The organism is Streptomyces odontotermitis (assembly GCF_050510915.1).
GTDB lineage: Bacteria > Actinomycetota > Actinomycetes > Streptomycetales > Streptomycetaceae > Streptomyces.
Map to the genome: position 1 here is coordinate 302,216 of NZ_JBNJLS010000003.1, position 24,362 is coordinate 326,577.

Annotated in this window: 22 protein-coding genes; 12 read left to right on the forward strand and 10 right to left on the reverse strand. The window is 71.8% G+C overall.

Annotated elements, in window-relative coordinates:
• Positions 1-40 precede the first annotated feature (40 nt).
• A complete protein-coding gene (afsK, locus tag ACQB60_RS12175; RefSeq protein WP_496925925.1) occupies positions 41-2,500 on the forward strand; it encodes a protein serine/threonine kinase AfsK in 2,460 nt (819 codons plus the stop codon).
• 163 nt (positions 2,501-2,663) lie between these two features.
• Here the strand turns inward: afsK and ACQB60_RS12180 are convergent, their stop codons facing one another.
• From ACQB60_RS12180 to ACQB60_RS12195, 4 genes are all read right to left on the reverse strand, one after another.
• A complete protein-coding gene (locus tag ACQB60_RS12180) occupies positions 2,664-3,230 on the reverse strand; it encodes a hypothetical protein (protein ID WP_496925926.1) in 567 nt (188 codons plus the stop codon).
• A 102-nt stretch (positions 3,231-3,332) separates the two neighbouring features.
• Positions 3,333-4,106, reverse strand: coding sequence for an enoyl-CoA hydratase/isomerase family protein (locus ACQB60_RS12185; RefSeq protein WP_496925927.1), 774 nt, complete (start codon positions 4,104-4,106; stop codon positions 3,333-3,335).
• Entirely contained in the window at positions 4,103-4,555 is a 453-nt protein-coding gene (locus ACQB60_RS12190) for a Zn-ribbon domain-containing OB-fold protein (RefSeq protein ID WP_496925928.1), read from the reverse strand. Before ACQB60_RS12190 ends, ACQB60_RS12185 begins: the two co-directional genes overlap by 4 nt.
• 9 nt (positions 4,556-4,564) lie before the next feature.
• Entirely contained in the window at positions 4,565-5,713 is a 1,149-nt protein-coding gene (locus ACQB60_RS12195; RefSeq protein ID WP_496925929.1) for a lipid-transfer protein, read from the reverse strand.
• A gap of 93 nt (positions 5,714-5,806) precedes the next feature.
• Between ACQB60_RS12195 and ACQB60_RS12200 the strand changes: the two genes are divergently transcribed.
• A complete protein-coding gene (locus tag ACQB60_RS12200) occupies positions 5,807-7,420 on the forward strand; it encodes a FadD3 family acyl-CoA ligase (protein ID WP_496925930.1) in 1,614 nt (537 codons plus the stop codon).
• 18 nt (positions 7,421-7,438) lie between these two features.
• On the opposite strand, the gene ACQB60_RS12205 is transcribed toward ACQB60_RS12200, so the two are convergent.
• Positions 7,439-7,867, reverse strand: a complete 429-nt coding sequence (locus tag ACQB60_RS12205) for a VOC family protein (RefSeq protein ID WP_496925931.1) — start codon at positions 7,865-7,867, stop codon at positions 7,439-7,441.
• Positions 7,868-8,005: 138 nt separating this feature from the next.
• Here ACQB60_RS12205 and ACQB60_RS12210 point away from each other — a divergent pair, with 138 nt between their 5' ends.
• The 3 genes from ACQB60_RS12210 to ACQB60_RS12220 all read left to right on the forward strand — a co-directional run bounded on the left by ACQB60_RS12210 (position 8,006) and on the right by ACQB60_RS12220 (position 9,560).
• Complete coding sequence (locus ACQB60_RS12210; RefSeq protein ID WP_496925932.1) at positions 8,006-8,848, forward strand: hypothetical protein; 843 nt, start codon at positions 8,006-8,008, stop codon at positions 8,846-8,848.
• 8 nt (positions 8,849-8,856) lie between these two features.
• Entirely contained in the window at positions 8,857-9,162 is a 306-nt protein-coding gene (locus tag ACQB60_RS12215) for a hypothetical protein (protein ID WP_496925933.1), read from the forward strand.
• Between the two features lie 68 nt (positions 9,163-9,230).
• A complete protein-coding gene (locus tag ACQB60_RS12220; RefSeq protein ID WP_496925934.1) occupies positions 9,231-9,560 on the forward strand; it encodes a hypothetical protein in 330 nt (109 codons plus the stop codon).
• 9 nt (positions 9,561-9,569) lie between these two features.
• Here the strand turns inward: ACQB60_RS12220 and ACQB60_RS12225 are convergent, their stop codons facing one another.
• From ACQB60_RS12225 to afsR, 3 genes are all read right to left on the reverse strand, one after another.
• Positions 9,570-9,737: a hypothetical protein gene (locus tag ACQB60_RS12225; RefSeq protein ID WP_496925935.1), complete on the reverse strand. Its 168-nt coding sequence runs from the start codon at positions 9,735-9,737 to the stop codon at positions 9,570-9,572.
• A gap of 185 nt (positions 9,738-9,922) precedes the next feature.
• Positions 9,923-10,099 carry a sigma-like protein gene (locus tag ACQB60_RS12230; protein ID WP_496925936.1) on the reverse strand — a complete coding sequence of 59 codons (177 nt, stop codon included), beginning with the start codon at positions 10,097-10,099 and terminating at the stop codon, positions 9,923-9,925.
• 201 nt (positions 10,100-10,300) lie between these two features.
• Positions 10,301-13,261: an SARP-family global regulator AfsR gene (gene afsR / locus ACQB60_RS12235; protein WP_496925937.1), complete on the reverse strand. Its 2,961-nt coding sequence runs from the start codon at positions 13,259-13,261 to the stop codon at positions 10,301-10,303.
• 254 nt (positions 13,262-13,515) lie between these two features.
• Between afsR and ACQB60_RS12240 the strand changes: the two genes are divergently transcribed.
• The 6 genes from ACQB60_RS12240 (at position 13,516) to ACQB60_RS12265 (ending at position 21,313) form a co-directional block, all read left to right on the forward strand.
• On the forward strand, positions 13,516-14,787 hold the full coding sequence (locus ACQB60_RS12240) for an amidohydrolase family protein (protein ID WP_496925938.1): 1,272 nt from the start codon (positions 13,516-13,518) through the stop codon (positions 14,785-14,787).
• A 118-nt stretch (positions 14,788-14,905) separates the two neighbouring features.
• Positions 14,906-15,850 carry a TIGR03619 family F420-dependent LLM class oxidoreductase gene (locus tag ACQB60_RS12245; protein WP_496925939.1) on the forward strand — a complete coding sequence of 315 codons (945 nt, stop codon included), beginning with the start codon at positions 14,906-14,908 and terminating at the stop codon, positions 15,848-15,850.
• A gap of 69 nt (positions 15,851-15,919) precedes the next feature.
• Positions 15,920-16,702 (forward strand): SDR family NAD(P)-dependent oxidoreductase, encoded by a 783-nt coding sequence (locus ACQB60_RS12250; protein WP_496925940.1) that lies wholly within the window; start codon positions 15,920-15,922, stop codon positions 16,700-16,702.
• A 135-nt stretch (positions 16,703-16,837) separates the two neighbouring features.
• The gene (locus ACQB60_RS12255; RefSeq protein ID WP_496925941.1) at positions 16,838-17,962 is read left to right on the forward strand and encodes an LLM class flavin-dependent oxidoreductase; all 1,125 of its coding nucleotides are present in this window, start codon (positions 16,838-16,840) and stop codon (positions 17,960-17,962) included.
• Positions 17,963-18,101: 139 nt separating this feature from the next.
• The gene (locus tag ACQB60_RS12260) at positions 18,102-19,841 is read left to right on the forward strand and encodes an N-acyl-D-amino-acid deacylase family protein (RefSeq protein ID WP_496925942.1); all 1,740 of its coding nucleotides are present in this window, start codon (positions 18,102-18,104) and stop codon (positions 19,839-19,841) included.
• Positions 19,842-19,858: 17 nt separating this feature from the next.
• Complete coding sequence (locus ACQB60_RS12265; RefSeq protein WP_496925943.1) at positions 19,859-21,313, forward strand: aldehyde dehydrogenase family protein; 1,455 nt, start codon at positions 19,859-19,861, stop codon at positions 21,311-21,313.
• An 85-nt stretch (positions 21,314-21,398) separates the two neighbouring features.
• On the opposite strand, the gene ACQB60_RS12270 is transcribed toward ACQB60_RS12265, so the two are convergent.
• Complete coding sequence (locus tag ACQB60_RS12270) at positions 21,399-22,925, reverse strand: CehA/McbA family metallohydrolase (RefSeq protein WP_496925944.1); 1,527 nt, start codon at positions 22,923-22,925, stop codon at positions 21,399-21,401.
• 111 nt (positions 22,926-23,036) lie between these two features.
• The gene (locus ACQB60_RS12275; RefSeq protein ID WP_496925945.1) at positions 23,037-23,354 is read right to left on the reverse strand and encodes a hypothetical protein; all 318 of its coding nucleotides are present in this window, start codon (positions 23,352-23,354) and stop codon (positions 23,037-23,039) included.
• 83 nt (positions 23,355-23,437) lie between these two features.
• On the opposite strand from ACQB60_RS12275, the gene ACQB60_RS12280 reads away from it, so the two are divergent.
• Positions 23,438-24,292: an LLM class F420-dependent oxidoreductase gene (locus tag ACQB60_RS12280; RefSeq protein WP_496925946.1), complete on the forward strand. Its 855-nt coding sequence runs from the start codon at positions 23,438-23,440 to the stop codon at positions 24,290-24,292.
• The last annotated feature ends 70 nt before the right edge of the window (positions 24,293-24,362 follow it).

Here is a 24,362-nt window from a genome sequence, read left to right on the forward strand (position 1 = left end):
GCATTCTTCGGCGGCCGCGTACGGGGAGGTGGCAAGGCAAGTGGTGGATCAGCTGACGCAGCACGATCCGAGGCGGATCGGCCCGTTCGAGGTGCTCGGCCGGCTCGGCGCCGGCGGCATGGGGCTCGTCTACCTCGCGCGTTCCGCGTCCGGGCGCCGGGTGGCGATCAAGACGGTCCGGACCGAGCTCGCCGAGGACCAGCTGTTCCGCGTGCGCTTCACGCGCGAGGTGGAGGCCGCACGGGCCGTGTCCGGCTTCTACACGGCCGCGGTCGTGGACGCCGACCCGCGCGCCGCCGTGCCGTGGCTCGCCACCGCGTACGTGCCCGCGCCCTCCCTCGAAGAGATAGTGAATGAACACGGTCCGCTGCCCACCCAGGCGGTGCGCTGGCTGGCGGCGGGCGTGGCCGAGGCCCTGGAGTCCATCCACGGCGCGGGCCTGGTCCACCGCGACCTGAAGCCGTCGAACGTCCTGGTGGTGGAGGACGGGCCGCGCGTCATCGACTTCGGCATCGCGTCCGGCGTCTCCAACACCCGCCTGACCATGACGAACGTGGCCGTGGGCACGCCCGCGTACATGTCGCCCGAGCAGGCCAAGGACTCCCGCAGCGTCACGGGCGCCTCCGACGTCTTCTCCCTCGGCTCGACCCTCGTCTTCGCCGCCACCGGACACGCCCCCTTCCACGGCGCCAACCCCGTCGAGACCGTCTTCATGCTGCTGCGCGAGGGCCCCGATCTCGAAGGGCTCCCGGACGAGCTGCGCCCCCTCATCGAGTCCTGCATGCAGATGGAGGCCGCGCTCCGCCCCAGCCCCGCCGACCTCCAGGCCCAGCTCGCCCCGCACCTCTTCGCCTCCGACAGCGACGACAGCGGGACCGCGTCCGCGTGGCTGCCGGAGCGGGCGGTCGCGCTGATCGAGGCGCGCAGGGGCGGACGCCCGCCCGCGCGCGTGAACGCGGGGGCCGGCGGCCGGGGCAGCGGCGGCGGCCGCGGGGCGGTGGCGTCGGCGGTGTCGGCACCCCCGTCCGCCGCCCCGTCCTCCGCCTCTGCGTCCTCTCCTCCGTCGTCCGTCCCCCCGCTGGGGGCCCATGGGCGGCTGCCTGCCACGGCCGCCCCGCCGCCGCAGCCCGTCGCACCGCCCGTGGGCGCTCCGGCGCCCGACAGCGGTCCGGTGCGGCTCGCGGGCGCGAAGGTGCCGATCGGCCCGGGGCCGCGCGTCGCCGACGCCCGCGCCGTCGCGGCGGGGGCCGCCCCCGCCGACCCGGGGCTCGCGGCGTCCTGGTCCCGCGCGAAGGCGGGCGCCCCCGTGAACGGCGCCCCCGCCACCGGGGTGCCCGCCCCCGCCGCCGCCCCCGACCAGGGGCAGGGCGCGGGCTGGCGGCCCTGGCGGTTCCGGATGTCCAACGACGTCTGGGGCACCCCCGCGGTCGCCGGGAACCTCGTCTACGTCACGTCCTTCGAGGTCCACGCCCTGGACGTGGCCACGGGCCGGCGCAGCTTCAAGACCCGCGACGTCGCCTGGTCGATGTCGGTCGCCGACGGCCGTATCCACGCCTCCGACGGACCCACCCTGTACGCGCTCGACGGCTCCGACGGCTCCGACCTGTGGCGCCTCAACACGGACGCGTGGGTGTACTCCCTCCAGACCGACCGCGGCACCGTCGTCACCGGGACGCGCGGCGGCGGCGTCCAGGCGTGGGAGGCCGCGAACGGCGAGAAGCTCTGGGAGATCACCGGAGCCCAGACCGACTTCGAGACCCCCGAGTCCGGCCCCGTCATCCACGACGGCACGGTCTACGTCTGGAAGGACGCCCGGCTGCGCGCGCTTGAGGCCCGTACCGGCGAGGAGCGCTGGTCGTACCCGATAGGGGACGCGGCCTCCTGCGGCGGGGTGCCGGTGCGGCTCACGCAGGCGCAGGACGGATACGTGTACGTGGCCGCGGGCACGCGCGTCCTCGGCATCGACGTCGCGAGCGGTCACGTCCGCTGGCACTTCGAGGCCCCGGCGGTCTTCCTGTGCCCGCCCGCGTTCGCCCCCGGGCCCGCGGTGACGGGCGGCGGGGTCTACCTCGCCGACTACCTCGGCACGGTGTACGCGCTGGACGCGACGGACGGCCGCGACCGCTGGCGGATCGCCACGGAGTCGCGGGCCTCCATCGAGCCGGTGCTGGTCGCCGACGGCCACGTCCACGTGGGCAGCGGCAAGGGCCTCTACACCCTCGACGCGGTCACCGGGACGCCGAAGTGGCGCTTCCAGGCGGGCGGCGAGGTGGTCGGGGCGCCGGTCGTGGCCGACCGCCGGATCCACTTCGGGGCGACGGACCACCTGCTGTACACGCTGAAGGCGGACGACGGGCGGCTGCGGTGGAAGCTGGCCACGGGGGGCGAGATCACGGGGGCCCCGGTGGTGCGGGACGGTGTGGTGTACGCCTGTAGCAAGGACCGGTGCGTGTACGCGCTGGACGCGGAGCGGGGGACGGGGACGGCGGGCCGGGCGTAGCCGTTGCTCCGCGGCCCTGGGGCGCCCGAGACAGCCCGTCCGGCGATTGAGGACGAGGCCGTTCAGGCCGATCGGGGGTCTAGGGGCGAAGCCCCAGGAAGGGCGCCGCAGAGCGGGGTCTAGGGGCGTAGCCCCCAGTTTCGGGAAGGGGCGGGACCGGGGCTCATGCCGTTGGGGGCCGCTGCCAGGCCGGGCGCTCCGGGTCGTCGAGGGTCGGCATCGTCGCCGTGGGTGCCGGACCGTTCGAGTCCGGCCCCGTCCAGTCCGGGGCACCCGGCTCCGGAGGAGCCGTCGCCGCGGGGCGCCAGCCCCTCGACCGGCCCCGCATCACCACCGCCGCCACCAGAATCACCACGCCCCCACCAAACGCGTTCGCCACCCCCTGCCCCAGCCCCGACCCGTCCCCCGCGACAGCGATGCTCCCCTCCGCCTGCCCCTCACGCACCATCCACAGCACCGTGAAGCCGAGAACGATCACACCCGCCACCGCCACCACCACACGCGACCGCAGCACCACCCCCACCAGCGTCACCAGCGCCGCGAACGCGAAGGGGAGGAACAGGGAGCCGAACAGCTCGGCTCTCGCGTCCGTGATGCCGCCGCCGGAGAACAGCTCGTCGAGGCGGAAGTAGCGTCCGTGACGGCCGTCGTACCAGGCACGGAAGGGGCTCCAGACGGCGGCCGTCGCTCCGAGGAGAGCGAGGGCCGACCCGATGACATTGCGCACCATGTCCGGCCTCCTCTCGGACCTCTCAGTGATCGACGCTACGCCGGGAGCCCGGCCCCCGCCATGTGACGGCATCGGCCGCCGCACGCACCCCACGGCCCCCGGTCAGCGGATACGGAAGTCCGGGCGCCGCCCCGTGAACAGCTCCGCCTGCCGCTCCGGCGGGAGGTTGCCGAGCGTGATCAGGTGCGGCGCGTGCGCCAGGGCCTGCGCGCGGGCCGCCTCCTTCGCCGACCAGACCGCCCGCACCGTGCCCTGCACCGCCTCCGTCGGGTACGAGGCGATCGTCTCGGCGCAGCGCACCGCCGCCGCGAGCGCCCCGCCCGCCTCCGTGAGCTCGGAGACGAGACCGATCTCGTACGCCCGGCGCGCGCCGAGCCGCTCGGCCGTCCCCATCAGGGACATCCGCGCGACCTCGCCGAACGGCATGCGCTGCGCCATGTTGATCGCCTCGTACGCGCTGACCATGCCGTAGGTGGTGTGCGGGTCGAAGAAGGAGGCGCGCTCGGAGTCGGCGACGATGAACTCCGCCTCGCCGAGCAGGTAGAAGGCGCCGCCGCATGCCATGCCGCCCACGGCGGCGACGACCGGCTTCCACAGGTCGTTGGCCTTGGGGCCGATGGTGAGGAGGGGGTCGTCGATCGTGTACGGGGAGGGGGGCTGGGGGACTTCGGCGGAGCGGTCGATGCCCGTGCAGAAGGCCCGGTCGCCGGCGCCGGTGATGACAGCCGCCCGTACCGTGTCGTCGTGTCGGAACTCCCGCCAGGCGGTGGCCAGTTGGTCTGCCGTGTCCAGGTCGATCGCGTTGTGGCGGTCGGGGCGGTCGAGGGTGAGGACCGCGACGCCGGTCTCCTTGTCGGTGCGGACGCGCAGGCTCATGTGCGCTCCAGGACCCAGCGCGGCAGCGTGACCCCGTCGACCTCGGTGAAGACGACCTGGACGCGCGCGCCGATCCGCAGCCGTTCGGGGTCGACGGAGTTGAGCGGGGCGTCGGCCGAGGTCACGAGGTTGCCGACGAGGCGGATGCGGGGGGCCTCGGCGAGTTCGACGACGATCGCGTTGTAGGGGGCCTGCTCGGCGTAGGCGGGCAGGAGGGGCGGGTGCGGGCGCACGTACGACCAGATGCGGCCGCGGCCGCTCATCTTCCGCCACTCGCTGTCGAAGGACTGGCAGTGCGGGCAGCAGGGCCGCGGCGGGAAGCGCAGCTCGCCGCAGCCGGAGTTCGCGCACGCCTGGACGCGGAGCTCGCCCCGGGCCGCGTACTCCCAGAAGGGGGCGCCGTCGTCGTCGATGACAGGTGACAGGTATCCGCTTTCAGATGTTGTCATCTGTAACCCTCAACTCCTCAGGAGAATGGCGGAGGTGGGCACTCCCTCGCCCGCCGTGACCAGGCAGGTGGAGGCGTCCGGGACCTGGGCGGTGGAGCTGCCGCGCAGCTGCTTCACGCCCTCGTTGATGAGGTTGAAGCCGTGCACGTACGCCTCGCTGAGGCCGCCGCCCCCGGTGTTGATCGGCAGCCGCCCGCCGCTCTCCAGGGCGCCTCCTTCCGTGAAGGCGCCGCCCTCGCCGCGCCCGCAGAAGCCGTAGCCCTCCAGGGAGAGCGGGATGAGGGGGGTGAAGGCGTCGTAGATCTGGGCGACGTCGACGTCCTGCGGGCCGAAGTCGGCCTGTTTCCACAGGTGTCGGGCGGCGGTCCAGGCGGGTCCGGACAGCGGGTCGTCGTTCCAGTAGTTGACCATGCCGTGGTGCTGTGCGGGCAGGCCCTGGGCGACGGAGTGGATGTACGCGGGCTTCTGGCGGCAGTCGCGGGCGCGCTCGGCCGAGACGATGACGCAGGCCAACGCCCCGTCCGTCTCCAGGCAGTTGTCGAAGAGGCAGAGCGGCTCGCTGATCATCCGCGAGGTCATATACATGTCGCGGGTCAGCGGCCTTTCGTACATCATGGCGGCCGGATTCTGGTTGGCCCGGTTGCGGCAGGCCAGGGCGACGTTGAAGAGGTGGTCGCGGGTGGCCCCGTACTCGTGCATGTAGCGCCGCGTGAGCATCCCGATCTCGTCGGCGGGCCGCAGGAGGCCGAAGGGGCGGGTCCACTGCCCGGGGGTGGGCAGCTGAACTGCCGTGTTCTTCCAGGGCCTTGGCCCGCTGCCCCGCTTCCGCGAGCGCCAGGCGACGCCGACGCTCGCCTGTCCGGTGGCGATGGCGGCGGCGAGGTGTCCGACGGTCGCGCACGACCCGCCGCCCCCGTACCCCACCTTGCTGAAGAAGGTGACGTCCCCGGCGCCGATGGCCTTGGCGACCTCGACCTCGTCGGTCTCCTCCATGGTGTACGAGGCGAAGGCGTCGATCTCGGAGGCCGCGATGCCGGCGTCGTCGAGCGCGGCGGTGATGGCGCGGCAGGCCAACGTCTTCTCATTCTCGGGCAGTTGCTTCGCGAAGGCGGTCTGCCCGATTCCGACTATCGCTGTAGCGTCCTTGAGTGAAGCCACGGGCACCTCCGCGGGAGCGTACCGACTGCTGACAGCGCGTCAGGCTACAGCTAATCTGACGGATAGTCAGCTACTGGGTGGAGGGGGCTTGCGATGCGCGGCGACCTGGAGTGGGGCAGCATCCCGGGACTGGTCCGGGCTGCGGCCGAACGGTACGGCGAGCGGGAGGCGGTCGTCGAGGGCCGGACCCGGATCACGTACGCGGAGTTGGGCGAGCGCGTGGACCGGGCGGCGGCCGCCTGTCTCGCGAACGGCGTGGAGGCGGGCGACCGGGTGGCGGTCTGGGCCCCCAACACCCTCGACTGGATCGTCTCGGCGCTCGGCGCGGTGACGGCGGGCGCGGTCCTCGTCCCCCTGAACACCCGCTTCAAGGGCGCCGAGGCGGCGTACGTCCTCGAACGCAGCCGGGCCAAGCTGCTGTTCGTGACCGGCACGTTCCTGGGGACGTCGTACGTGGCGTCCCTGCGCCGGGCGGCGGCGGAGGGTTCCGGGGCCGGACCGCTCCCCGGCCTCCCGCACCTGGACCAGGTGGTGGTCCTCTCCGACGACGCCCCGGAGAACTTCCGTACGTGGAAGGACTTCCTGGCGAGCGGCGACGGCGTGAGCGCGGAGTCGGTCCGCGCACGGGCGGACGCGGTGGCCGCGGACTCCCCCTCCGACATCATCTTCACCTCGGGCACGACGGGCCGCCCCAAGGGTGCGGTCATCACGCACGCGCAGACGCTGCGCTGCTACGACGTGTGGAGCGAGCTCGCGGGCCTGCGCGAGGGCGACCGCTATCTGATCGTGAACCCGTTCTTCCACACCTTCGGCTACAAGGCGGGCGTGATCGCGTGCCTGACGCGGGGCGCGACGATGATCCCGCAGCCGGTGTTCAACGTGGAGACGGTCCTCGCGAACGTGGCGAAGGAGCGCATCTCGGTGCTCCCGGGCCCCCCGACGCTCCACCAGTCACTCCTGGACCACCCGGCGCGCGGAAACTACGACCTGTCGGCGCTCCGCCTCGTGGTGACGGGCGCGGCGGTGGTCCCGCTGCGCCTGGTGGAACGGCTGCGGGGCGAGCTGGGCGTGGGCACGGTCCTGACCGCGTACGGCCTCTCCGAGACGAGCGGCATCGTCACGATGTGCCGCCGGGGCGATGCGGCGGAGGTCATCTCGGCGACGTCGGGCCGGGCGATCCCCGACACGGAGGTCCGGGTGGTCGGCCCGGAGAACGAGGAACTGGCGCCCGGGGAGCCGGGCGAGGTCCTGGTCCGCGGCTACAACGTCATGAGCGGCTACTTCGAGGACCCCCAGGAGACGGCGAAGGTGATCACGGGGGAGGGCTGGCTGCGGACGGGGGACGTCGGAGTCCTCGACACCGAGGGCAACTTGAGGATCACCGACCGCATCAAGGACATGTTCATCGTCGGCGGCTTCAACGCGTACCCCGCGGAGATAGAGCAACTCCTCGGCCTGCACCCGGAGGTGGCGGACGTCGCGGTGATCGGCGTCCCGGACGGCCGCCTCGGGGAGGTCGGCAAGGCGTACGTGGTGCGGCGGTCGGGGGCCGGTGGGTCGACGCTGACCGCGGACGACCTGATCGCGTGGTCGCGGCGGGAGATGGCGAACTACAAGGTGCCGCGGGAGGTGGAGTTCGTGGCGGAGCTGCCGCGGAACGCGAGCGGGAAGGTGGTGAAGGGGGAGCTGCGAGCCGCTGCACGGTAGAGCACCCTTGCGCTGACCTCAGCTCTCGGCCCCGGCCCCGGCCCCGGCCTCGGCCTTCGCCTCGGCGGCGATGATGGCGGCGCGCTCGGCCTCGCCGCACTCCACGCAGAACTCGTTGCCCTCCGGGTCGGCGAGGAGGACCCAGCCACGCCCGTTGGGCTTGCGGTGGTCGGCGACGAGCGTGGCGCCGAGGGCGACGATCCGCTCGGCCTCCTCGTCACGGGTGCGGTCCTGCGGCTGGAGGTCGACGTGCAGCCGGTTCTTGAGGGTCTTGGACTCCGGCACGGTGACGAAGAGCAGCGTCACGTTGTCGGACTCGACCAGGGCCTCGGGGTCCCCGGGGAAGTCGTCGTCGGCGAGCTTGCCGCCGAGTACTTCGGCCCAGAAGGTGGCCTGGCGGTAGGGGTCGTGGGAGTCGAAGGTGAGGTGGCGCACGAGAGAGGTCATGGGCGGCACTATCTGGCAGGGCGGCCGGTGCTGTCCACGGGGTTTCGGGGCCGGTGGGCCCGGGGGCCCGGGGCCCGATCGCGGCCGGGTGGGCACGGGTGTGCGAAGCGGGGGAGGGGCGGGTGTCAGGATGAGCGGATGCACCAGCGCACCGCCCAGCCCCGCGTCCTCTTCGTCACGGACCTCTCCTACCAGGCCAGAGGCCGCCGGTACTGCGACGAGGACATCTATCTGACCGCCCGCCTCCGCGAGGACTTCGACGTGGCGCTGTGCCACCCGCTGGACGCGGCGGCCCTCATGGAGACGGGCGCCTTCGACACGGTGATGGTCCGCAACAGCGGCCCGGTCCTCAACTACCAGGAGCAGTGGGACGACTTCAGGGAGCGGGCCGGGCGCGTCGGGGCGCGGGTCCACAACGAACTCACCGGGCGGGCCGACATGGTGGGCAAGCGGTATCTGCTGGAGCTGACGGCGGCCGGGTACCCGGTGATACCCACGGTGGACGCGCTCCGGGACGTCGACCGGCTCCCGGTCGTGGACTCCTATGTGGTGAAGCCGAAGCTGGGGGCGGACTCGATAGGTCTTGAGTTCATGACGCGGGAGCGCCTGGCGAAGCTCTCGTACGCGACGGGGCTCCTGATCCAGCCGCGCGTCGACTTCACGTACGAGGTCTCCTTCTACTTCGTGGACCGCACCTTCCAGTACGCGCTCCACGCCCCCGACACCGGCCGCCGCTGGGACCTGGAGCCCTACGCCCCCACCCCCGCCGACCTGGCCTTCGCCCAGCGCTTCGTCGACTGGAACACCATCGACCACGGCATCCAGCGCGTCGACGCGTGCCGCACGCGGGAGGGGGAGCTGCTGCTGGTGGAGCTGGAGGACCTGAATCCGTATCTGTCGCTCGAGGTGCTGGAGGACGGGGTGCGGGAGGCGTTCGTGGGGGCGGTGAAGGAGTCGCTGCGGCGTCAGCTGAGGGTATGATGACTGGTATGGCAACCAAGAAGTACACGGTCACGCTGCCCGAGGAACTCGCGGAGGAGATCCGCGAGGAGGTGGGCCCCGGTGCTTTCAGCGCGTATGTCACGCGGGCCATAGAGCGGCAGCGGGAGCGGGATCGGCTGGGGGAGCTGGTCGCGCACCATGAGGCCGAGCACGGCGAGGTGACCGAGGCCGAGCTGGCCCAAGCGGAGGCCGAGCGGCGCGAGAACGAGCGGTGGTTCGCCGAGCAGGAGCGGGCCGAGCAGAAGGGCGCGGGCTCCACGGCGGCCGGCTCGGACCACACGGTGGCGGCGTGACGGCCGCGGCGCTTTCCTACGTGCTGGATTGTGAAGGGCTCTCGCGGGCGGCGCTGGGAGAGCGTGTCATGACGGCCCGGCTGAAGGACGCGCATCGGACGGGCATCCGTGTGGTGACCAGCTCCATGACGCTCATCGAGGCGTACCACGACAAGATCCGGCGCCCGGCCTGGGAATGGGCGATGTCCCGCATCGTCGTGGAACCGGTGACGCGGGACGTGGCGGACGCGGCGGTGACGCTGCTGGCGGGCACGGGCCCGCACGGCCACAAGTACGCGATCGACGCGGCGCTGGCGGTGATCGCGGGGCGGCAGGGCGGGAACGTGGTCCTGTACACCTCGGACGTGGACGACATGGCCAAGCTGTGCGGCGTGGGGGTCCTCGTCCGGGGGTTGTGAGGGGCCGGGTCAGCCTCGCGGAGGGTTGGGCGTGTGGCTGTCGCCCGGCGGGAGCGGGGTGTGGCTGTCCTGGGTCGTGACCGGGATGTGGCTCTCGGCGAGGGCGGGGCTCGCTGCGGCTCCCGCTGCGGCGGCCGCCAGGGCCAGGGTGATGAGAACCTTCTTGGCGCGCGTCATGCCAACCCCCATGGATTCGAACTACCGTTGCTTTGACAGTAGTTGTGTGGTGCCCATTGTTCGCTGGGGCTAGTGATTCCGGTCAGTGAATGGCCGGAACCTGCCATGGGCATGCGTCGGCCGCGGCGGCTTCCCCTCCGCGCCGCCGCGGCCGATCGATCCCCCGTCGGGATGTGACGTCCGGGTCAGTCCTTCGGCGGGGCGGGCGTGTGGCCCTCGCCCTGCGTGGTCACGCCGCCGTCCTTGGCGGGCGGAGCAGGCGTGTGGCCCTCCTTGGGAGCCGCGGCGTCCTTCGGCGGGGCGGGCGTGTGGCCCTCGCCCTTGATGGAAATGCCGGTGTTCTTCTTCTCGGTCTCGCTCATGTGACAACTCCTGTGGAATTGACGGGGCCGGTATCGAATACGCCCGCTCGGCAACTCCCCCGGGGGCTGCCGAACGGGCGTTTGGGCCGCTCACTGTATCCGTAGGGCCCACGCGACCCGTCTGCCCCCCGACGCGACGGATCGACCCCATGAGAGTGGCAGCCACTCATAAACGTTCGATGAACGCCGCTCCGCACGAGGTCAGGCCGCGGCCACCGGCTTGAGGAGAGCCCGAATCTGGGCTGCTTCCGGGGCGCCCGATTCGTCATGGATCGCGAGGGCCTCACGCCAGCACGCCTGGGCGCGGTCGAGTTGCCCGAGGGCGTCGAGCGACTTCCCCAGGAGCGTCAGCACGTTCGCCCGCATCCATTCACCGCCGACGAATCCCGTGGCGAGCGCCTGCTCGGCGTGCTTGGCCGCCTGTGCCGGGCGGTGGTCCGAGAGGTAGACCTGGGCGATGCGGTAGTGCGTCGTGCCCTGCCACAGCCGCTGCCGGTTCTCGTCGAATATCCGCAATGCGTCGGTCAGTTGGTCCAGGGCCTCGGTGTGCCGTCCGGCGCTGCTGAGCGCGAGGCCGAGGGCGTACTTCGCATTGGCCAGGCGGAAGGTGACGCCCAGGTCGCTGTAGATGTCCATGCCCTGGTGGGCCAGGTCGATCGACTTGGCCGTGCGGCCCATCGCGAGGAGCGCCCGCGAGAGGTTGCAGAGGGCACTCGCCTCACTGTGACGGTTGCCGTCGGCGCGGAAGACGCTGATCGCCTTGAGGAGATGGGTCTCGCTCACGTCGGGCTGGTTGATGCAGTTGTTGATGATGCCCTGCTCGTTGAGGGCATTTCCTGCGGTCCATGGATCACCGGAGCGCACGGCGAGCTCCGTGGCGTGCTCCAGTTCGGTGGCGGCGTCGTCAAAGCTGCCGACCTTGTTGAGCACTTGGGCCAGGCTGACCCGTGCCCGCCCTTCAGCAAGGGCGTCCCCCGCGGCGGCAGCCGCGTCCCGTACCGCTCGGGTGGCCACCTCGTACCGGTGCGAACTGGCCCCCGACTCGGCCAGATCCTTCGCCGCCAGCAGCAGGTCCACCGCCCGCCGCAACATCCCCGGCTCCAGGGACTGCTGGACACACGCCAGGATGCTGGCGGCCTCCGAGTGCAGCCAGTCGAAGGCGGTGGTGCCGTCGCTGAAGTCCAGGCCGACCCGCTCGGTCACCTCCAGGTGATCCACCGTCCGATCCCCCGGCCGCTCGATCGCATAGACCCGCGCCGCCGAGGCCAGGTAGAAGTCCAGCAGCCTCGACATCGCCGCCTCCCTCTCACTGGGCGGCTGCTCGTCCCGCTCCGCGCACGCACGCGCGTAGAGCCGGACCAAGTCGTGGTAGCGGTACCTGCCCGGTGCCGCCGACTCGATCAGGGACGTGTCGACCAGGGCCTCCAGGAGGTCCTCCGTCTCGTCGAGCGGGAGGTCGAGGACCGCCGCGGCGGCGGCCAGGGAGAGGTCCGGGCCGTCCGCCAGGCCAAGGAGGCGGAACGCCCGCGCCTGCGCCGGCTCCAGCTGGCCGTAGCCCAGCTCGAACGTCGCCTTCACCGCGAGGTCGCCCGCCTGGAGCTCGTCCAGGCGGCGGCGCTCGTCGGCCAGCTTGGCGGCGAGCGTCGAGACCGTCCACGTGCGGCGGGCCGCGAGGCGTGAGGCCGCGATGCGGATCGCGAGGGGGAGGAAGCCGCAGGCCGCCACCACGTCGAGGGCCGCCTCCCGCTCCGAGGCCACCCGCTCCTCCCCGACGATCCGGGTGAAGAGCTGGAGCGCCTCCTCCGGGGACATCACGTCCAGGTCCACCAGGTGCGCCCCTGCCAGGTCCACCATCCGGACCCGGGACGTCACCAGGGCCGCGCAGCCCTCCATGCCGGGCAGCAGCGGGCGGACCTGTGCCGCGTCGCGGGCGTTGTCCAGGAGGACCAGGACCCTGCGGCCGTCCAGGACCGAGCGGTACAGCGCCGCCCGCTCCTCCAGCGTGTCCGGGATCGCGGAGTCGGCCGTGCCCAGGGCCCGCAGGAAAGCCCCGAGCACCGTTTCCGGTTCCGCGGCGCGCGGGCCCGCGCCCTGCAGGTCCACGTACAGCTGGCCGTCGGGGAAGTGCGTGCGCGCCACGTGGGCCACGTGCACCGCGAGCGTCGTCTTGCCCACGCCGCCGATGCCCGCGAGGGCGGAGACCGCCATCACCCGGCCCTCGGCGGTGGACAGGATCTCGCTCAGTTCCTCCACGAAGGAGGCGCGGCCCGTGAAGTCCGGGACCGTGGCGGGGAGTTGGGCGGGGCGGACCAGGACCGCGGAGGGTTCCGACGCGCCTGCTGCGGGCTCCGACAGGCCCGGGTCCGCCTGGAGGATCCGCTGCTGGAGCTCGGACAGGCCGGGGCGCGGGTCCACGCCGAGCTCGTCCGCGAGCAGGCGGCGCGTGTCCGCGTAGACCGCCAGTGCCTCCGCCTGGCGGCCGCTGCGGTACAGCGCCAGCATGAGCAGTTCGCGCAGGCGCTCGCGGAGGGGGTGGGCCGCCGTGAGGGCGGTGAGTTCCGAGACCGCCTCCGCGTGGCAGCCCTGTTCCAGGTCCATGTCCAGGCGGGACTCGATGAGTTGGAGGCGCCACTCCTCCAGGCGCGTGCGCTGGGTCTCCGCGTAGGGTCCTGGGACGCTCGCGAGGGGTTCGCCGTCCCACAGGTCGAGCGCCTCGTTCACCAGGCTGCGGGCCTTGCACAGGTCGCCGATGCCGCGGGCCTTCTCCGCCGAGGTCCAGAGCTCCTCGGCCTCCGCGAGGTCGAGGGCGCCGTCGGGGACGCGGATCGCGTAGCCGCCCGACTCGCTCACCAGGACGTCGCGGGGGAGCACCTTGCGCAGCCGGGACGCGTACGTCCGGACCGCCGCCAGGGCCTGGGACGGGGGTTCGTCGCCCCACAGGGCGTCGATCAGCTCCGCCGCCGTCGCCGTGCGGCCCTCGCGCAGGAGGAGCGCCGCGAGCAGGGCGCGCTGCTGGGGGGAGCCCGTGGAGAGCGGCTCCTCGCCGTGCCAGGCGCGCACCGGTCCGAGCACGCTGAAGCGCGGTGCCTGCTCCTCGGGGGCGCCGTGCGCCTCCCCAGGGGCCGGACGCCGCTGCTCCGGTACTCGCGGTACTCCGTCCATCGCTCCCCCTGCCGGGTAACCCACGTGGGTCGCGGGCCTGCCCTGCCCGCTCTTCGTGCACCCGCCAGTTTGCCTTGTTCATGGCGGATACGTCAGCCGTGCGAGACGGCTCTCACAGGGTCCTCGCACGAGAAAGGCGGGAATTCAAGGGACTGGCGGGGAGTGGTCGGTCGGCCGGGGCGCGGCCGGCCGGACGGCGAGGAGGAGCTGACGGATAGCTGACGGGGCGTCAGATCGGCGCTACGGTGGGCCGTATGGAGACTCAGGAGAGCCGGCAGGGGGCCCGGCAGGCGGACCAGCAGACCTTCCCCCTCATCATTTCCGTCGACGACCACACCGTGGAGCCCCGCAACGTCTGGCGGGACCGCCTCCCGGCGAAGTACCAGGACATCGGGCCGCGCATCGTGCGCGCCCCCCTGAAGGAAATGTCCTTCTTGGGCGGGAGGTTCGCCCCCGTCATGGGGGCGAAAGGGGACGACGGGCCCATAGGGGACTGGTGGATCTATGAAGATCTGCACCGGCCGCTCACCCGGCTCGACACGGCCGTCGGCTACGACCGCGACGAGATCAAGCTCGAAGTGATCACGTACGAGCAGATGCGGGAGGGGTCCTTCGACGTGCCCTCGCGCCTCGCCGACATGGATGTCAACCACGTCCAGTCCGCGCTCTGCTTCCCCACCTTCCCCCGCTTCTGCGGGCAGACCTTCACCGAGGCCAAGGACCGCGAGCTCGCGCTGCTCAGCGTGCAGGCGTACAACGACTGGATGGTGGAGGAATGGTGTGGGCCCGACGCCCACGGCCGCCTCATACCGCTCACCCTCATCCCGCTGTGGGACGCGGAGCTGGCCGCCAGGGAAGTGCGCAGGAACGCCGCGCGCGGTGTGCGGGCCGTCGCCTTCTCGGAGATTCCGCCGCACCTGGGGCTGCCGTCCATCCACACCGACTACTGGGACCCGTTCCTCGCCGCCTGCGACGAGACCGGCACCGTCGTCGCCATGCACATCGGCTCCAGCAGCAAGATGCCGAGCACGTCCCCCGACGCGCCGCCCGCCGTCGGGTCCACCATCACCTTCGCCAACTGCTGCTTCTCGATGGTGGACTGGCTGATGAGCGGGAAGTTCGAGCGCTTCCCCCGCCTCAAGATCATGTACGCCGAGGGGCAGATCGGGTGGATCCCGTACATCCTGGAGCGCGCGGACGTGGTGTGGGAGGAGAACCGGGGCTGGGGCGGCGTCGCCGACAAGGTGCACCGGCCGCCGTCGGAGCTCTTCACGGAGCATGTGTACGGCTGCTTCTTCGATGACGCCTTCGGGCTGAAGAACCTGGACGCCATCGGGGTCGGGAACGTCCTGTACGAGACCGACTACCCGCACTCCGACTCCACCTGGCCGAAGTCGCGCGAGGTCGGCGAGGCGCAGATGGGACACCTCTCCCCGGACGTCGTCGACCGCATCGTGCGGCGCAACGCCATCGAGCTGCTCGGGCTCGACGACAACGGTCTCTGGCCGGGGGCCGGCAAGCGGTAGCCGGGCAGTAGTCGCCTCACACCCCTTGCCTGACGGTGCGTCAGCTACGACGATGAACCCCGTCGTCGGATATGACGCATCGTCAGATTCCTGATCCAGGTGAGGGGTTGAGTGGCCCATGGCACGGATATGGCCCGCGGGCCGGCTGGTCTACGGCATGCAGCTGCCGATCCAGTCGCAGAGCGCCATGTACGCGGAGAAGTGGGAGAAGGAGGCGAGTGTCGAGGACCTCGCCGAGATCGCCCGCACCGCCGACCGGAGCGGCTTCGCCTACATCGCCGGCTGTGATCACGTCGCCATCCCGCGCCGTCTCGCCGACGCCATGAGCACCATCTGGTACGACCCCGTGGCCACCCTCTCCTTCCTCGCCGGGATCACCGAGAACGTGCGGCTCATGAGCCACGTCGCCGTCGTCGGGCTCCGCCACCCGCTGGTCAGCGCCAAGGCGTACGCGACCGTGGACCGGCTCAGCGGCGGGCGGCTGATCCTCGGGGTGGGCGCGGGGCACGTACGGGAGGAGTTCGACGCGGTCGGGGCCGACTTCGCGCGGCGCGGGCCGGTCCTGAACGAGACGATCGACGCGCTGAAGGCCGCCCTCGGCGCCGATGAATTCCCGGTCCATCATGGGGAGTTCTTCGACTTCGAAGGGCTCGGGCAGCAGCCCCGGCCCGTGCAGGACCAGGTGCCGATCTGGGTCGGCGGCTCCTCGCCCGCCGCCGTGCGGCGCGCCGCCACCCGCGCCGACGGCTGGCTGCCGCAGGGCGACCCGCGGGACAAGCTCCCCGCGCAGATCGCCGAGGTGAAGCGGCTGCGGGAGGAGGCGGGGATCGCGGAGCCGATCACCGTGGGCGCCATCACCGAGCCCCTGTACCTGGGCGAGCCCGACTGGCACGTGGGGCGGCGCACGCTCAGCGGGAAGCCGGACGCGCTCGCCGAGTCGCTGCGCGCGTACGGCGCGATGGGCGTGGACCAGATCCAGGTGCGGTTCCGCAGCCGGAGCCGGGCCGAACTGACCGACCAGATGGCGGCGTTCGCCGCCGATGTCGCTCCGCACCTCAACTGACCCGGTACCGCACCCCGACAACTGATCCAGTACCGCACCTCAACCAATCCAGTACTGAGGAGATCCGAGATGGGCAAGCTGGACGGGCGCGTCGTCGTCATCACCGGTGCGGCGCGCGGGCAGGGCGAGCAGGAGGCGCGGCTCTTCGTGAAGGAGGGGGCCAGGGTCGTCATCGCGGACGTCCTCGACGACCAGGGCGAGGCCCTCGCCAAGGAGATCGGGAACGCCACGTACGTCCATCTCGACGTGGGCCGCGAGGAGGACTGGCGCGCCGCCGTCGAGGTCGCCAAGAACGCGTACGGGAAGATCGACGGGCTGGTCAACAACGCGGGCATCCTGCGCTTCAACGAGCTCACGGCCACCCCCCTCGACGAGTTCCAGCAGATCGTCCAGGTCAACCAGGTCGGGGTGTTCCTCGGGATCAAGACCGTGGCGCCCGAGATCGAGGCGGCCGGCGGCGGCTCGATCGTGAACACCGCCTCGTACGCGGGCGTGACCGGCATGGCCTACGTCGGGGCCTACGGCGCCACCAAGCACGCCATCGTCGGCCTCACGCGCACCGCCGCCCTGGAGCTCGCCCCGAAGAAGATCCGGGTCAACGCGGTCTGTCCGGGCGCCATCGACACCGCCATGAGCAACCCCGCCCAGCTCGACCCGAACGCGAACACCGAGGAGTCGGCCGAGGCCCTCGCCGCGCTCTACGGCAAGCTCGTGCCGATCGGGCGGGTCGGACGGCCCGAGGAGGTGGCGCGGCTCGCGCTGTTCCTGACGTGCGAGGAGGACTCCTCGTACATCACGGGGCAGCCGTTCGTGATCGACGGCGGGTGGCTGGCGGGGGTCAGCATCCTGTGAGGCCCGTCGCCCCGGTGACCGTATCTGACGGTGCATCAACTATTGACGCTCCACCCGTGCGGTGAAACAGTCGGCACATCGAATCTGACGGTTCGTCAGAAACTTGTCAGGAACTCACGAGGACGGTGAACCGCCTTGGAATTCGGGCTCTTTGTACAGGGATACGTGGGCAAGCGGGCCGAGACCGACCCGCTCGCCGAGCACAAGGCGCTGATGGAGGAGACCGAGTACGTCATCGAGGCCGACAAGGCGGGCTTCAAGTACGCGTGGGCCTCCGAGCACCACTTCCTGGAGGAGTACTCGCACCTCTCCGCCAATGACGTCTTCCTCGGCTACCTCGCCCACGCCACCGAGCGCATCCACCTGGGCTCCGGCATCTTCAACCCGCTCGCCCAGGTCAACCACCCGGTGAAGGTCGCCGAGAAGGTCGCCATGCTCGACCACCTCAGCGAGGGGCGGTTCGAGTTCGGCAGCGGGCGCGGGGCGGGTTCGCACGAGATCCTCGGCTTCATCCCTGGTGTGACCGACATGAACTACACCAAGGAGATCTGGGAAGAGACCATCGCCGAGTTCCCGAAGATGTGGCTCCAGGAGGAGTACGTCGGGTTCCAGGGCAAGCACTGGCAGCTGCCGCCGCGCAAGGTCTTCCCCAAGCCGTACGGGAAGTCGCACCCCGCCATGTGGTACGCGGCCGGGTCCCCCTCCTCGTACGCGATGGCCGCCAAGAAGGGGCTCGGCGTCCTCGGCTTCAGCGTGCAGAAGGTCTCCGACATGGAGTGGGTCCTGGAGCAGTACAAGTCCGCCATCCCGGATGCGGAGCCGGTCGGGGACTTCGTCAACGACAACGTCATGGTGACGTCGACGGCCATCTGCGCGGAGACGCACGAGAAGGCCGTGCAGATCGCCGTGAACGGCGGCCTCAACTACCTCCAGTCGCTGGTCTTCCGCTACCACGACACCTTCCCGCGCCCCGAGGGCATCCCCGAGTGGCCGGAGGTGCTGCCCGAGTACACCGAGGAGATCATCGAGCTGCTCATCGCCGAGGAGCTGATGATCTGCGGTGACCCGGACGAGGTGCTGCGGCAGTGCAAGCGGTGGGAGCAGGCGGGGGCGGACCAGCTGTCGTTCGGGCTGCCGATCGGGATCTCGCCCGAGGACACCAAGAACACGATCAAGCTGATCGGTGAGCACGTGATTCCCAAGATCGACACGGACCCGGTTCACCGGACGACCCGGATGCGGCAGGCGTCGGGTTCGTAACCCCCAGCCACCCCGGCCTCCCCTCCCGGACGGAGGCCGGGGTTCCGCCATGAGGTCAGGCAGTCGGACCGGGAGCAGGCACAGCGGGACCAGACAGGCACAGCGGGATCAGACAGGGACAGTGGGAAAGGACCTCGTCATGCTCGACCACCTCATCCAAGGCGCGACCGTCGTCGACGGGACCGGTGCCCCCGCCGTCGTCGCCGATGTCGGCATACGCGACGGCCGCATCGCCGTGATCGCCGAACCCGGCACCGTGGCCGAGGAGTTCAGGTCCGGCGAGGACGCCTCCGGCAAGGTTCTCGCGCCCGGGTTCGTCGATCCGCACACGCACTACGACGCCCAGCTCTTCTGGGACCCGTACGCGACGCCCTCCCTCAACCACGGGGTGACCACCGTCGCGGGCGGCAACTGCGGGTTCACGCTGGCGCCGCTGAACCCGGAGCGGCCCGGCGACGCCGACTACACGCGGCGCATGATGTCCAAGGTCGAAGGCATGTCGCTGGTGGCCCTGGAGGAGGGGGCGCCCTGGAACTGGAACTCCTTCGGGGAGTACCTGGACGCCCTGGAGGGGCGCGTCGCCGTCAACGCCGGGTTCATGGTGGGGCATTGCGCGCTGCGGCGGTACGTGATGGGCGCCGACGCCGTGGGCGGGCAGCCCAGCGAGGCGCAGCTGGCGGAGATGCTCGCGCTCTTCCACCAGGCGATGGAGGCGGGCGCCTGGGGGCTCTCCACCACGCAGTCGTCGTCGCACTCGGACGGGGACGGGCAGCCCGTCGCCTCGCGGCACGCGGGGCCCGCGGAGCTGATCGCGCTGTCCAAGGCCGTCGCCGAGCACGAGGGGACCCAGCTGGAGGCCATCGTCGCCGGGTGCCTCGACCAGTTCAGCGACGAAGAGATCGAGCTGTTCGTCGAGATGAGCGCCGCCGCCGGGCGGCCGCTCAACTGGAACGTGCTGACGATCGACGCCGCCGTACCGGAGCGGGTGCCCCGGCAGCTGGTGGCGAGCGAGCGGGCCCGGAAGGCGGGCGGGCGGATCGTCGCGCTCACCATGCCGATCCTCACTCCGATGAACATGTCCCTCGGGACCTTCTGCGCGCTCAACCTCATCCCCGGGTGGGGGGAGATCCTCGGCCTTCCCGTGCCGGAGCGGATCGCCAAGTTGCGTGACCCCGAGGTGCGTTCGGAGATGCTGCGGCGCGCCACGAGCAAGGAGGCGGGGGTCTTCCGGCGGCTCACGCACTTCGGCCGGTACGTCATCGGGGACACGTACTCGGAGGCGAACGAAGGGCTCACGGGGCGGGTCGTGCGCGACATCGCCGAGGAGCGGGGGCAGGAGCCCTTCGAGTGCCTCGTGGAGATCTGTGCCAACGACGAACTGCGGACCGTCCTGTGGCCCATGCCGACCGACAACGACCCGGACTCGTGGGCGCTGCGGGCCGAGACCTGGCGGCACGAGGACGTCATGCTCGGCGGCTCGGACGCGGGCGCGCACCTGGACCGGATGTGCGGGGCCCCGTACACGACCCGGTTCATCGGCGACTGTCTGCGCGGCCGCAAGCTGGCCTCGCTGGAGGAGGCCGTGAAGATGCTGACCGACGACCCCGCGCAGCTCTTCGGACTGCGCGAGCGCGGACGGATCGCCGAGGGCTACCACGCGGACCTGGTGCTCTTCGACCCGGAGAAGATCGACGCAGGGAAGGCCACCCTCGTCCACGACCTGCCGGGCGACAGCCCGCGCCTGGACTCCAAGGCGATCGGCGTGAACGCCGTGTGGGTCAACGGGGTCGAGGCGATACGCGAGGACGTCGTGACCGGGGCGACGCCCGGGACGATCCTGCGCTCCGGACGCGACACCAGGACGGTGAGCACCAAGTGACGAACGGTCAGAAGCCTGTGACGGAAAGGCTGTTCATCGGAGGCGAGTGGGTCGAGCCCGACGGCGGCCACTACGAGGTGATCAACCCCGCGACCGAGGGCGTCGTGGGGCTCGCCCCGGAGGCCAGCCGCGCGCAGGTGCACGCGGCGGCCGGGGCGGCGCGCGACGCCTTCGACGCGTGGTCGGGCACCTCTCCCGAGGAGCGGGCCGGGGTGCTCGACCGGGCCGCCGAGATCATGCGCCGGGACGTGGCGGCGCACGCGGAGCTGGCGCGGGCCGAGACCGGTGCGACCACGGGCACGGCGCGCGGCATGCAGGTCGCGGTGGCCGTGGCCCGCTTCAAGCGGTACGCCAAGGGTGCGCTTGAGCCGGTGGAGGAGGGGCTTCCGCCGCAGATCAGCGAGGCCGGGCCGATGGGCAGGGCGGGCGTCGTCGGTGCCCTGGCCGTGCGCCAGCCGGTGGGCGTCGTCACCTGCATCACTTCCTACAACAACCCGTGGGCCAACCCGGCCGGCAAGGTCGCGCCCGCCCTCGCCATGGGCAACACCGTCGTGGTGAAGCCCGCGCCGCAGGACCCGCTGTCGGTGTTCCGGATGGCGGCCGCCCTGGAGGAGGCGGGGGTGCCCCGCGGCGTGGTGAACGTGGTCTCGGGCACGGGGGTCGAGGTCGGGGAGGCCGCCGTCGACTCCCCGGACGTCGACATGGTCAGCTTCACCGGGTCGACGTCGGTGGGGCAGCGCATCGGCGAGGTGTGCGGGCGCCACATGAAGCGGCAGCTGATGGAGCTGGGCGGCAAGGGCGCCGCCCTCGTCTTCGAGGACGCGGACCTGGACTCGGCGGTCTCGGGGATCGGCACGACCTTCGCCTTCTACAGCGGCCAGATCTGCACCGCGCCCACCCGCGTCATCGCCCACCGGTCCGTGTACGACCAGCTGATCGAGAAGCTCACGGGCTATCTGGGCTTCATGAAGGTGGGGGACCCGGCGGTGAAGGGCACCGTCGTCGGTCCGGTGATCTCGGCGGCGCACCGGGACCGCGTCGAGTCGTACGTGGAACTGGGCAGGAAGGAGGGCGCGCGGGTCGTCGCGGGCGGCGAGCGTCCCGCCGGGCCCGGCCTCGACAAGGGCTTCTACGTCGCGCCGACGCTCCTCGCCGACTGCACCAACGACATGCGGGTGGTGCGCGAGGAGATCTTCGGTCCCGTGGTCGTGGTGGTGCCCTTCGACGACGAGGAGGAGGGCGTCGCGCTCGCCAACGACTCGGAGTACGGGCTCATCGACTACGTGTGGTCGGGCGACGTGGCGCGGGCGTTCCGGGTGGCGCGGCGGCTGCGGGCGGGCGGCGTCGGGGTCAACACGATCGGCCGGAACATGGAGGCGCCGTTCGGCGGCTTCAAGAAGAGCGGGGTGGGCCGGGACGTGGGCTCGTACGCGCTGCACGCGTACAGCGAGACGCAGGCGATCGTCTGGTGACCCCCCGCCGCCACCACCGCGGCGGGACCCGGCCTGTGGCAGCGGCCCGGCGGTGCGGGCCCGCCGGTGCGGGCCCGCCGGACCGTCAACTCCCCAGGAAGATCGGGTTCGTGAGCGCCGCGAAGGGCCCCGGAAGTCCCGTCACCACGGGCGCGTGGCGCACCTCCGCCCGTACGTACGCCGCGTACGAAGCCGTCGTCCGCCACTCGGCGGTGCCCGTGCCGGACTCCGGGAGCGCGGGGCTCGTGAAGAGCGTGCCCTGGTCCGTCACGATGTGCAGCGTGCAGCCGGGGGCGCCCTGCACGTCCAGGCGCACCGTGACCGGGTCGTCGCGGCCGACGTCGAGGCGGCCGCCGATGCCCGCCTGCCTGCCCTTGCCGCCGGACGCGGTGAACGTCAGCTCCACCGACTTGGACTCCGCGACGTACGAGCGGCCCGCCTTGATGCCCTCCTGGATCGCCTCACGGGTCAAGTCGTCGGCGAGGACCACCGTTTGGGGGCCGCCGACGCGGTCCGGGTCGCGGTGCGCGTCGCTGTTGCCCATCCCGGGGAGCCACTCGCGGCGGCCCGCGCGCACGCCCGCCACCAGGGTGTTGTCCCAGTCCGCGAGGGTGATCTCGTCGTCGGGGGTGTAGACGCCGTTCCAGATCTCCACCGCGTCCGCCTCGTTGAAGCCGAACTTCCAGTTGCAGCCGACGCAGGTGGCGTGCGGGTGCGCGGGCACGACGAGGCCGCCCGCGCGGCGGATCTCCCGGGCGTAGTGGCCGAAGCGGTTGTCGCGGGCCCGGTAGCGCCAGTCGATGAAGGTGCCGGGCTCGATGCCGAGCGCCACCACGTGGCCGTTGCGCGTGGTGATCTCCTCGCCGAGCATGATCAGCAGGTCGTCGCCCGCCTGGTCGGCCCAATGGGCGTGCGCCGAGTGCGTGTTGTGCTCCGACGTGTTGATGAAGTCGAGGCCCGCCGCGCGCGCCAGGGCGGCGATCTCGGCGGGGGTGCGGCGGCCGTCCGAGTACCAGGAGTGCAGATGGCAGTCGCCCCGGTACCAGGCCCGTCCCCGGCCCTTCGCCCGCTCCGGCGGGTACGACGGCTCGGGGGTGGAGCCGGGCTCCCCGTACGTGAGGGTGATGGTCACCGTGTACGGCAGGCCCTGGGGCGCGACCGTGTACGGGCCGAGCGCGATGTTCCAGGTGCCGGGGCGGATGCGGCCCGGGAGGTAGCCGGGCGTCGCCTCGTCGGCGCGGAGGAAGAACTCCGTGCGCGCCCCGCCCGACCAGCCGCGGAAGCCCTTGCCGCCGAGCGCCGTGCCGCGCTCGTCGAAGACGCCGATGTCCAGGGCGTTCCCGGGCGTCCCGGCGGGGACCGTCGGCTTCTCGTACGTGTACGCGACGTGCAGCTCACGCACGCCCGCGGGGACCTCCACCGGGAGGTACACGAAGTCCGGGGACCCCGGCGGGAGGGTGCCGCGCACCGTCTTCGTCTCCTGCTGCCCCGACGCCGGGGCGCGCCGTTCGGCGCCGCTCGCGAAGCTCACACTGCCCAACGTAAGCGCGGCGGCGGCGCCCGTCACGAACAGAGTGCGTCTTCCGATGTCGTGGTGTCCGTCTTCGCACATGCTGCGGCTCCCCAGGGTCGCTGAGTGACATGGGTGGTGCGGGCAACCCTGGTATTCAGCCGTGAACTCCCCTGTAAGGGAAGGGGGCCAGGAGCTTTCCGTCGCCCGTGGTCAGTTGCGGCGCCGCATCCTGCGCACCATGTAGACGATGAGCACGATCACGGCAAGCACGAACAGGGCCGTGATGAGCCCGCCCACGAAGCCGCCCTTGGGCTTCTTCTTTTTCTTCGGCTTGTACGGCTTGGACCTGGCAGGCTCTTCCTTCAGCGTCACCTTGACCGTGGTGACCTGCACCTGGCTGTCGAGCGGCGCCGGTGTCGCCGTCGACGCGGCAGCCGCCCTCGAAGGCGCCGCGCCCGCCGTGGCCGGTGCCGCGCCGCACAGCAGCGCACCGACCAGCACCCCCACCGCCATCCACCGCATCCGCATGGGAAAGCTCCCTCCGGCCCGCACGCTCAGGCTCACAGCTCACCACCATGGACTAACACGCTCCGCTCGTATAGGAGTTGGCGATGCTCATCTCCGCCACGCTCTACCTCACGGATGAGACCGTCGCCCCTGCCCCGCTCGCCCGCGAGCTGGAGCGGCGCGGCTACGCGGGGCTCTATCTGCCCGAGCACACCCACATCCCCGTCCCGCGCGAGACCCCCTATCCCGGCGGCGAGCTGCCGCCCGAGTGCGCCCGGATGCTGAGCCCCTTCGTCGCGCTCGCCCAGGCCGCCGCCGTCACCGGGCGGATCGCGCTCGGCACCAACATCGCGCTGATCGCCCAGCACGACCCCGTCGACCTCGCCAAGCAGCTCGCGACCCTCGACCACCTCTCCGGCGGCCGCGTCACCCTCGGCATCGGCTACGGCTGGAACCGCGAGGAGGCCGCCGACCACGGCGTGCACTGGCCGCGGCGGCGCGCCCTGGTGCGGGACCGGATGGCCGTGATGCGGGCGCTGTGGGCGGACCGGCCCACCGCGTACGAAGGGGAGTTCGCGAGCGTACGGGCGAGTGAGGTGCATCCGAAGCCGCTGCGGAAGCCCCGGACCCGCCGCGAGGGACCGCTGTTCGGTCCGCGCACCCTCATCGGCGGGGCGGCCGGGCCGAAGCTGTTCGCGCACATCGCGGAGTACGCGGACGGCTGGATGCCCATCGGCGGCGCCGGACTCGGCGAGACCCTGCCCGCCCTGCGCACCGCCTGGGCCGCGGCGGGCCGCGACCCGGCCGACCTGTATGTGGCCCTGACCGCCGTCACCCCTGACCACGGCAAGCTCGCGCACTACGCGGAGCTCGGCGTGGACGAGGTGATCGTGCAGCTGCCCGCGGCCGGGGAGCGCGAGGTCCTCGCCACGCTCGACGCGTTCGACACATACCTGTGAGACGCGTTCGCCACGTACCTGTGAGACGCGTTCGCCACGTACCCGTGAAAGGGCCATGCATGGGCAGCGG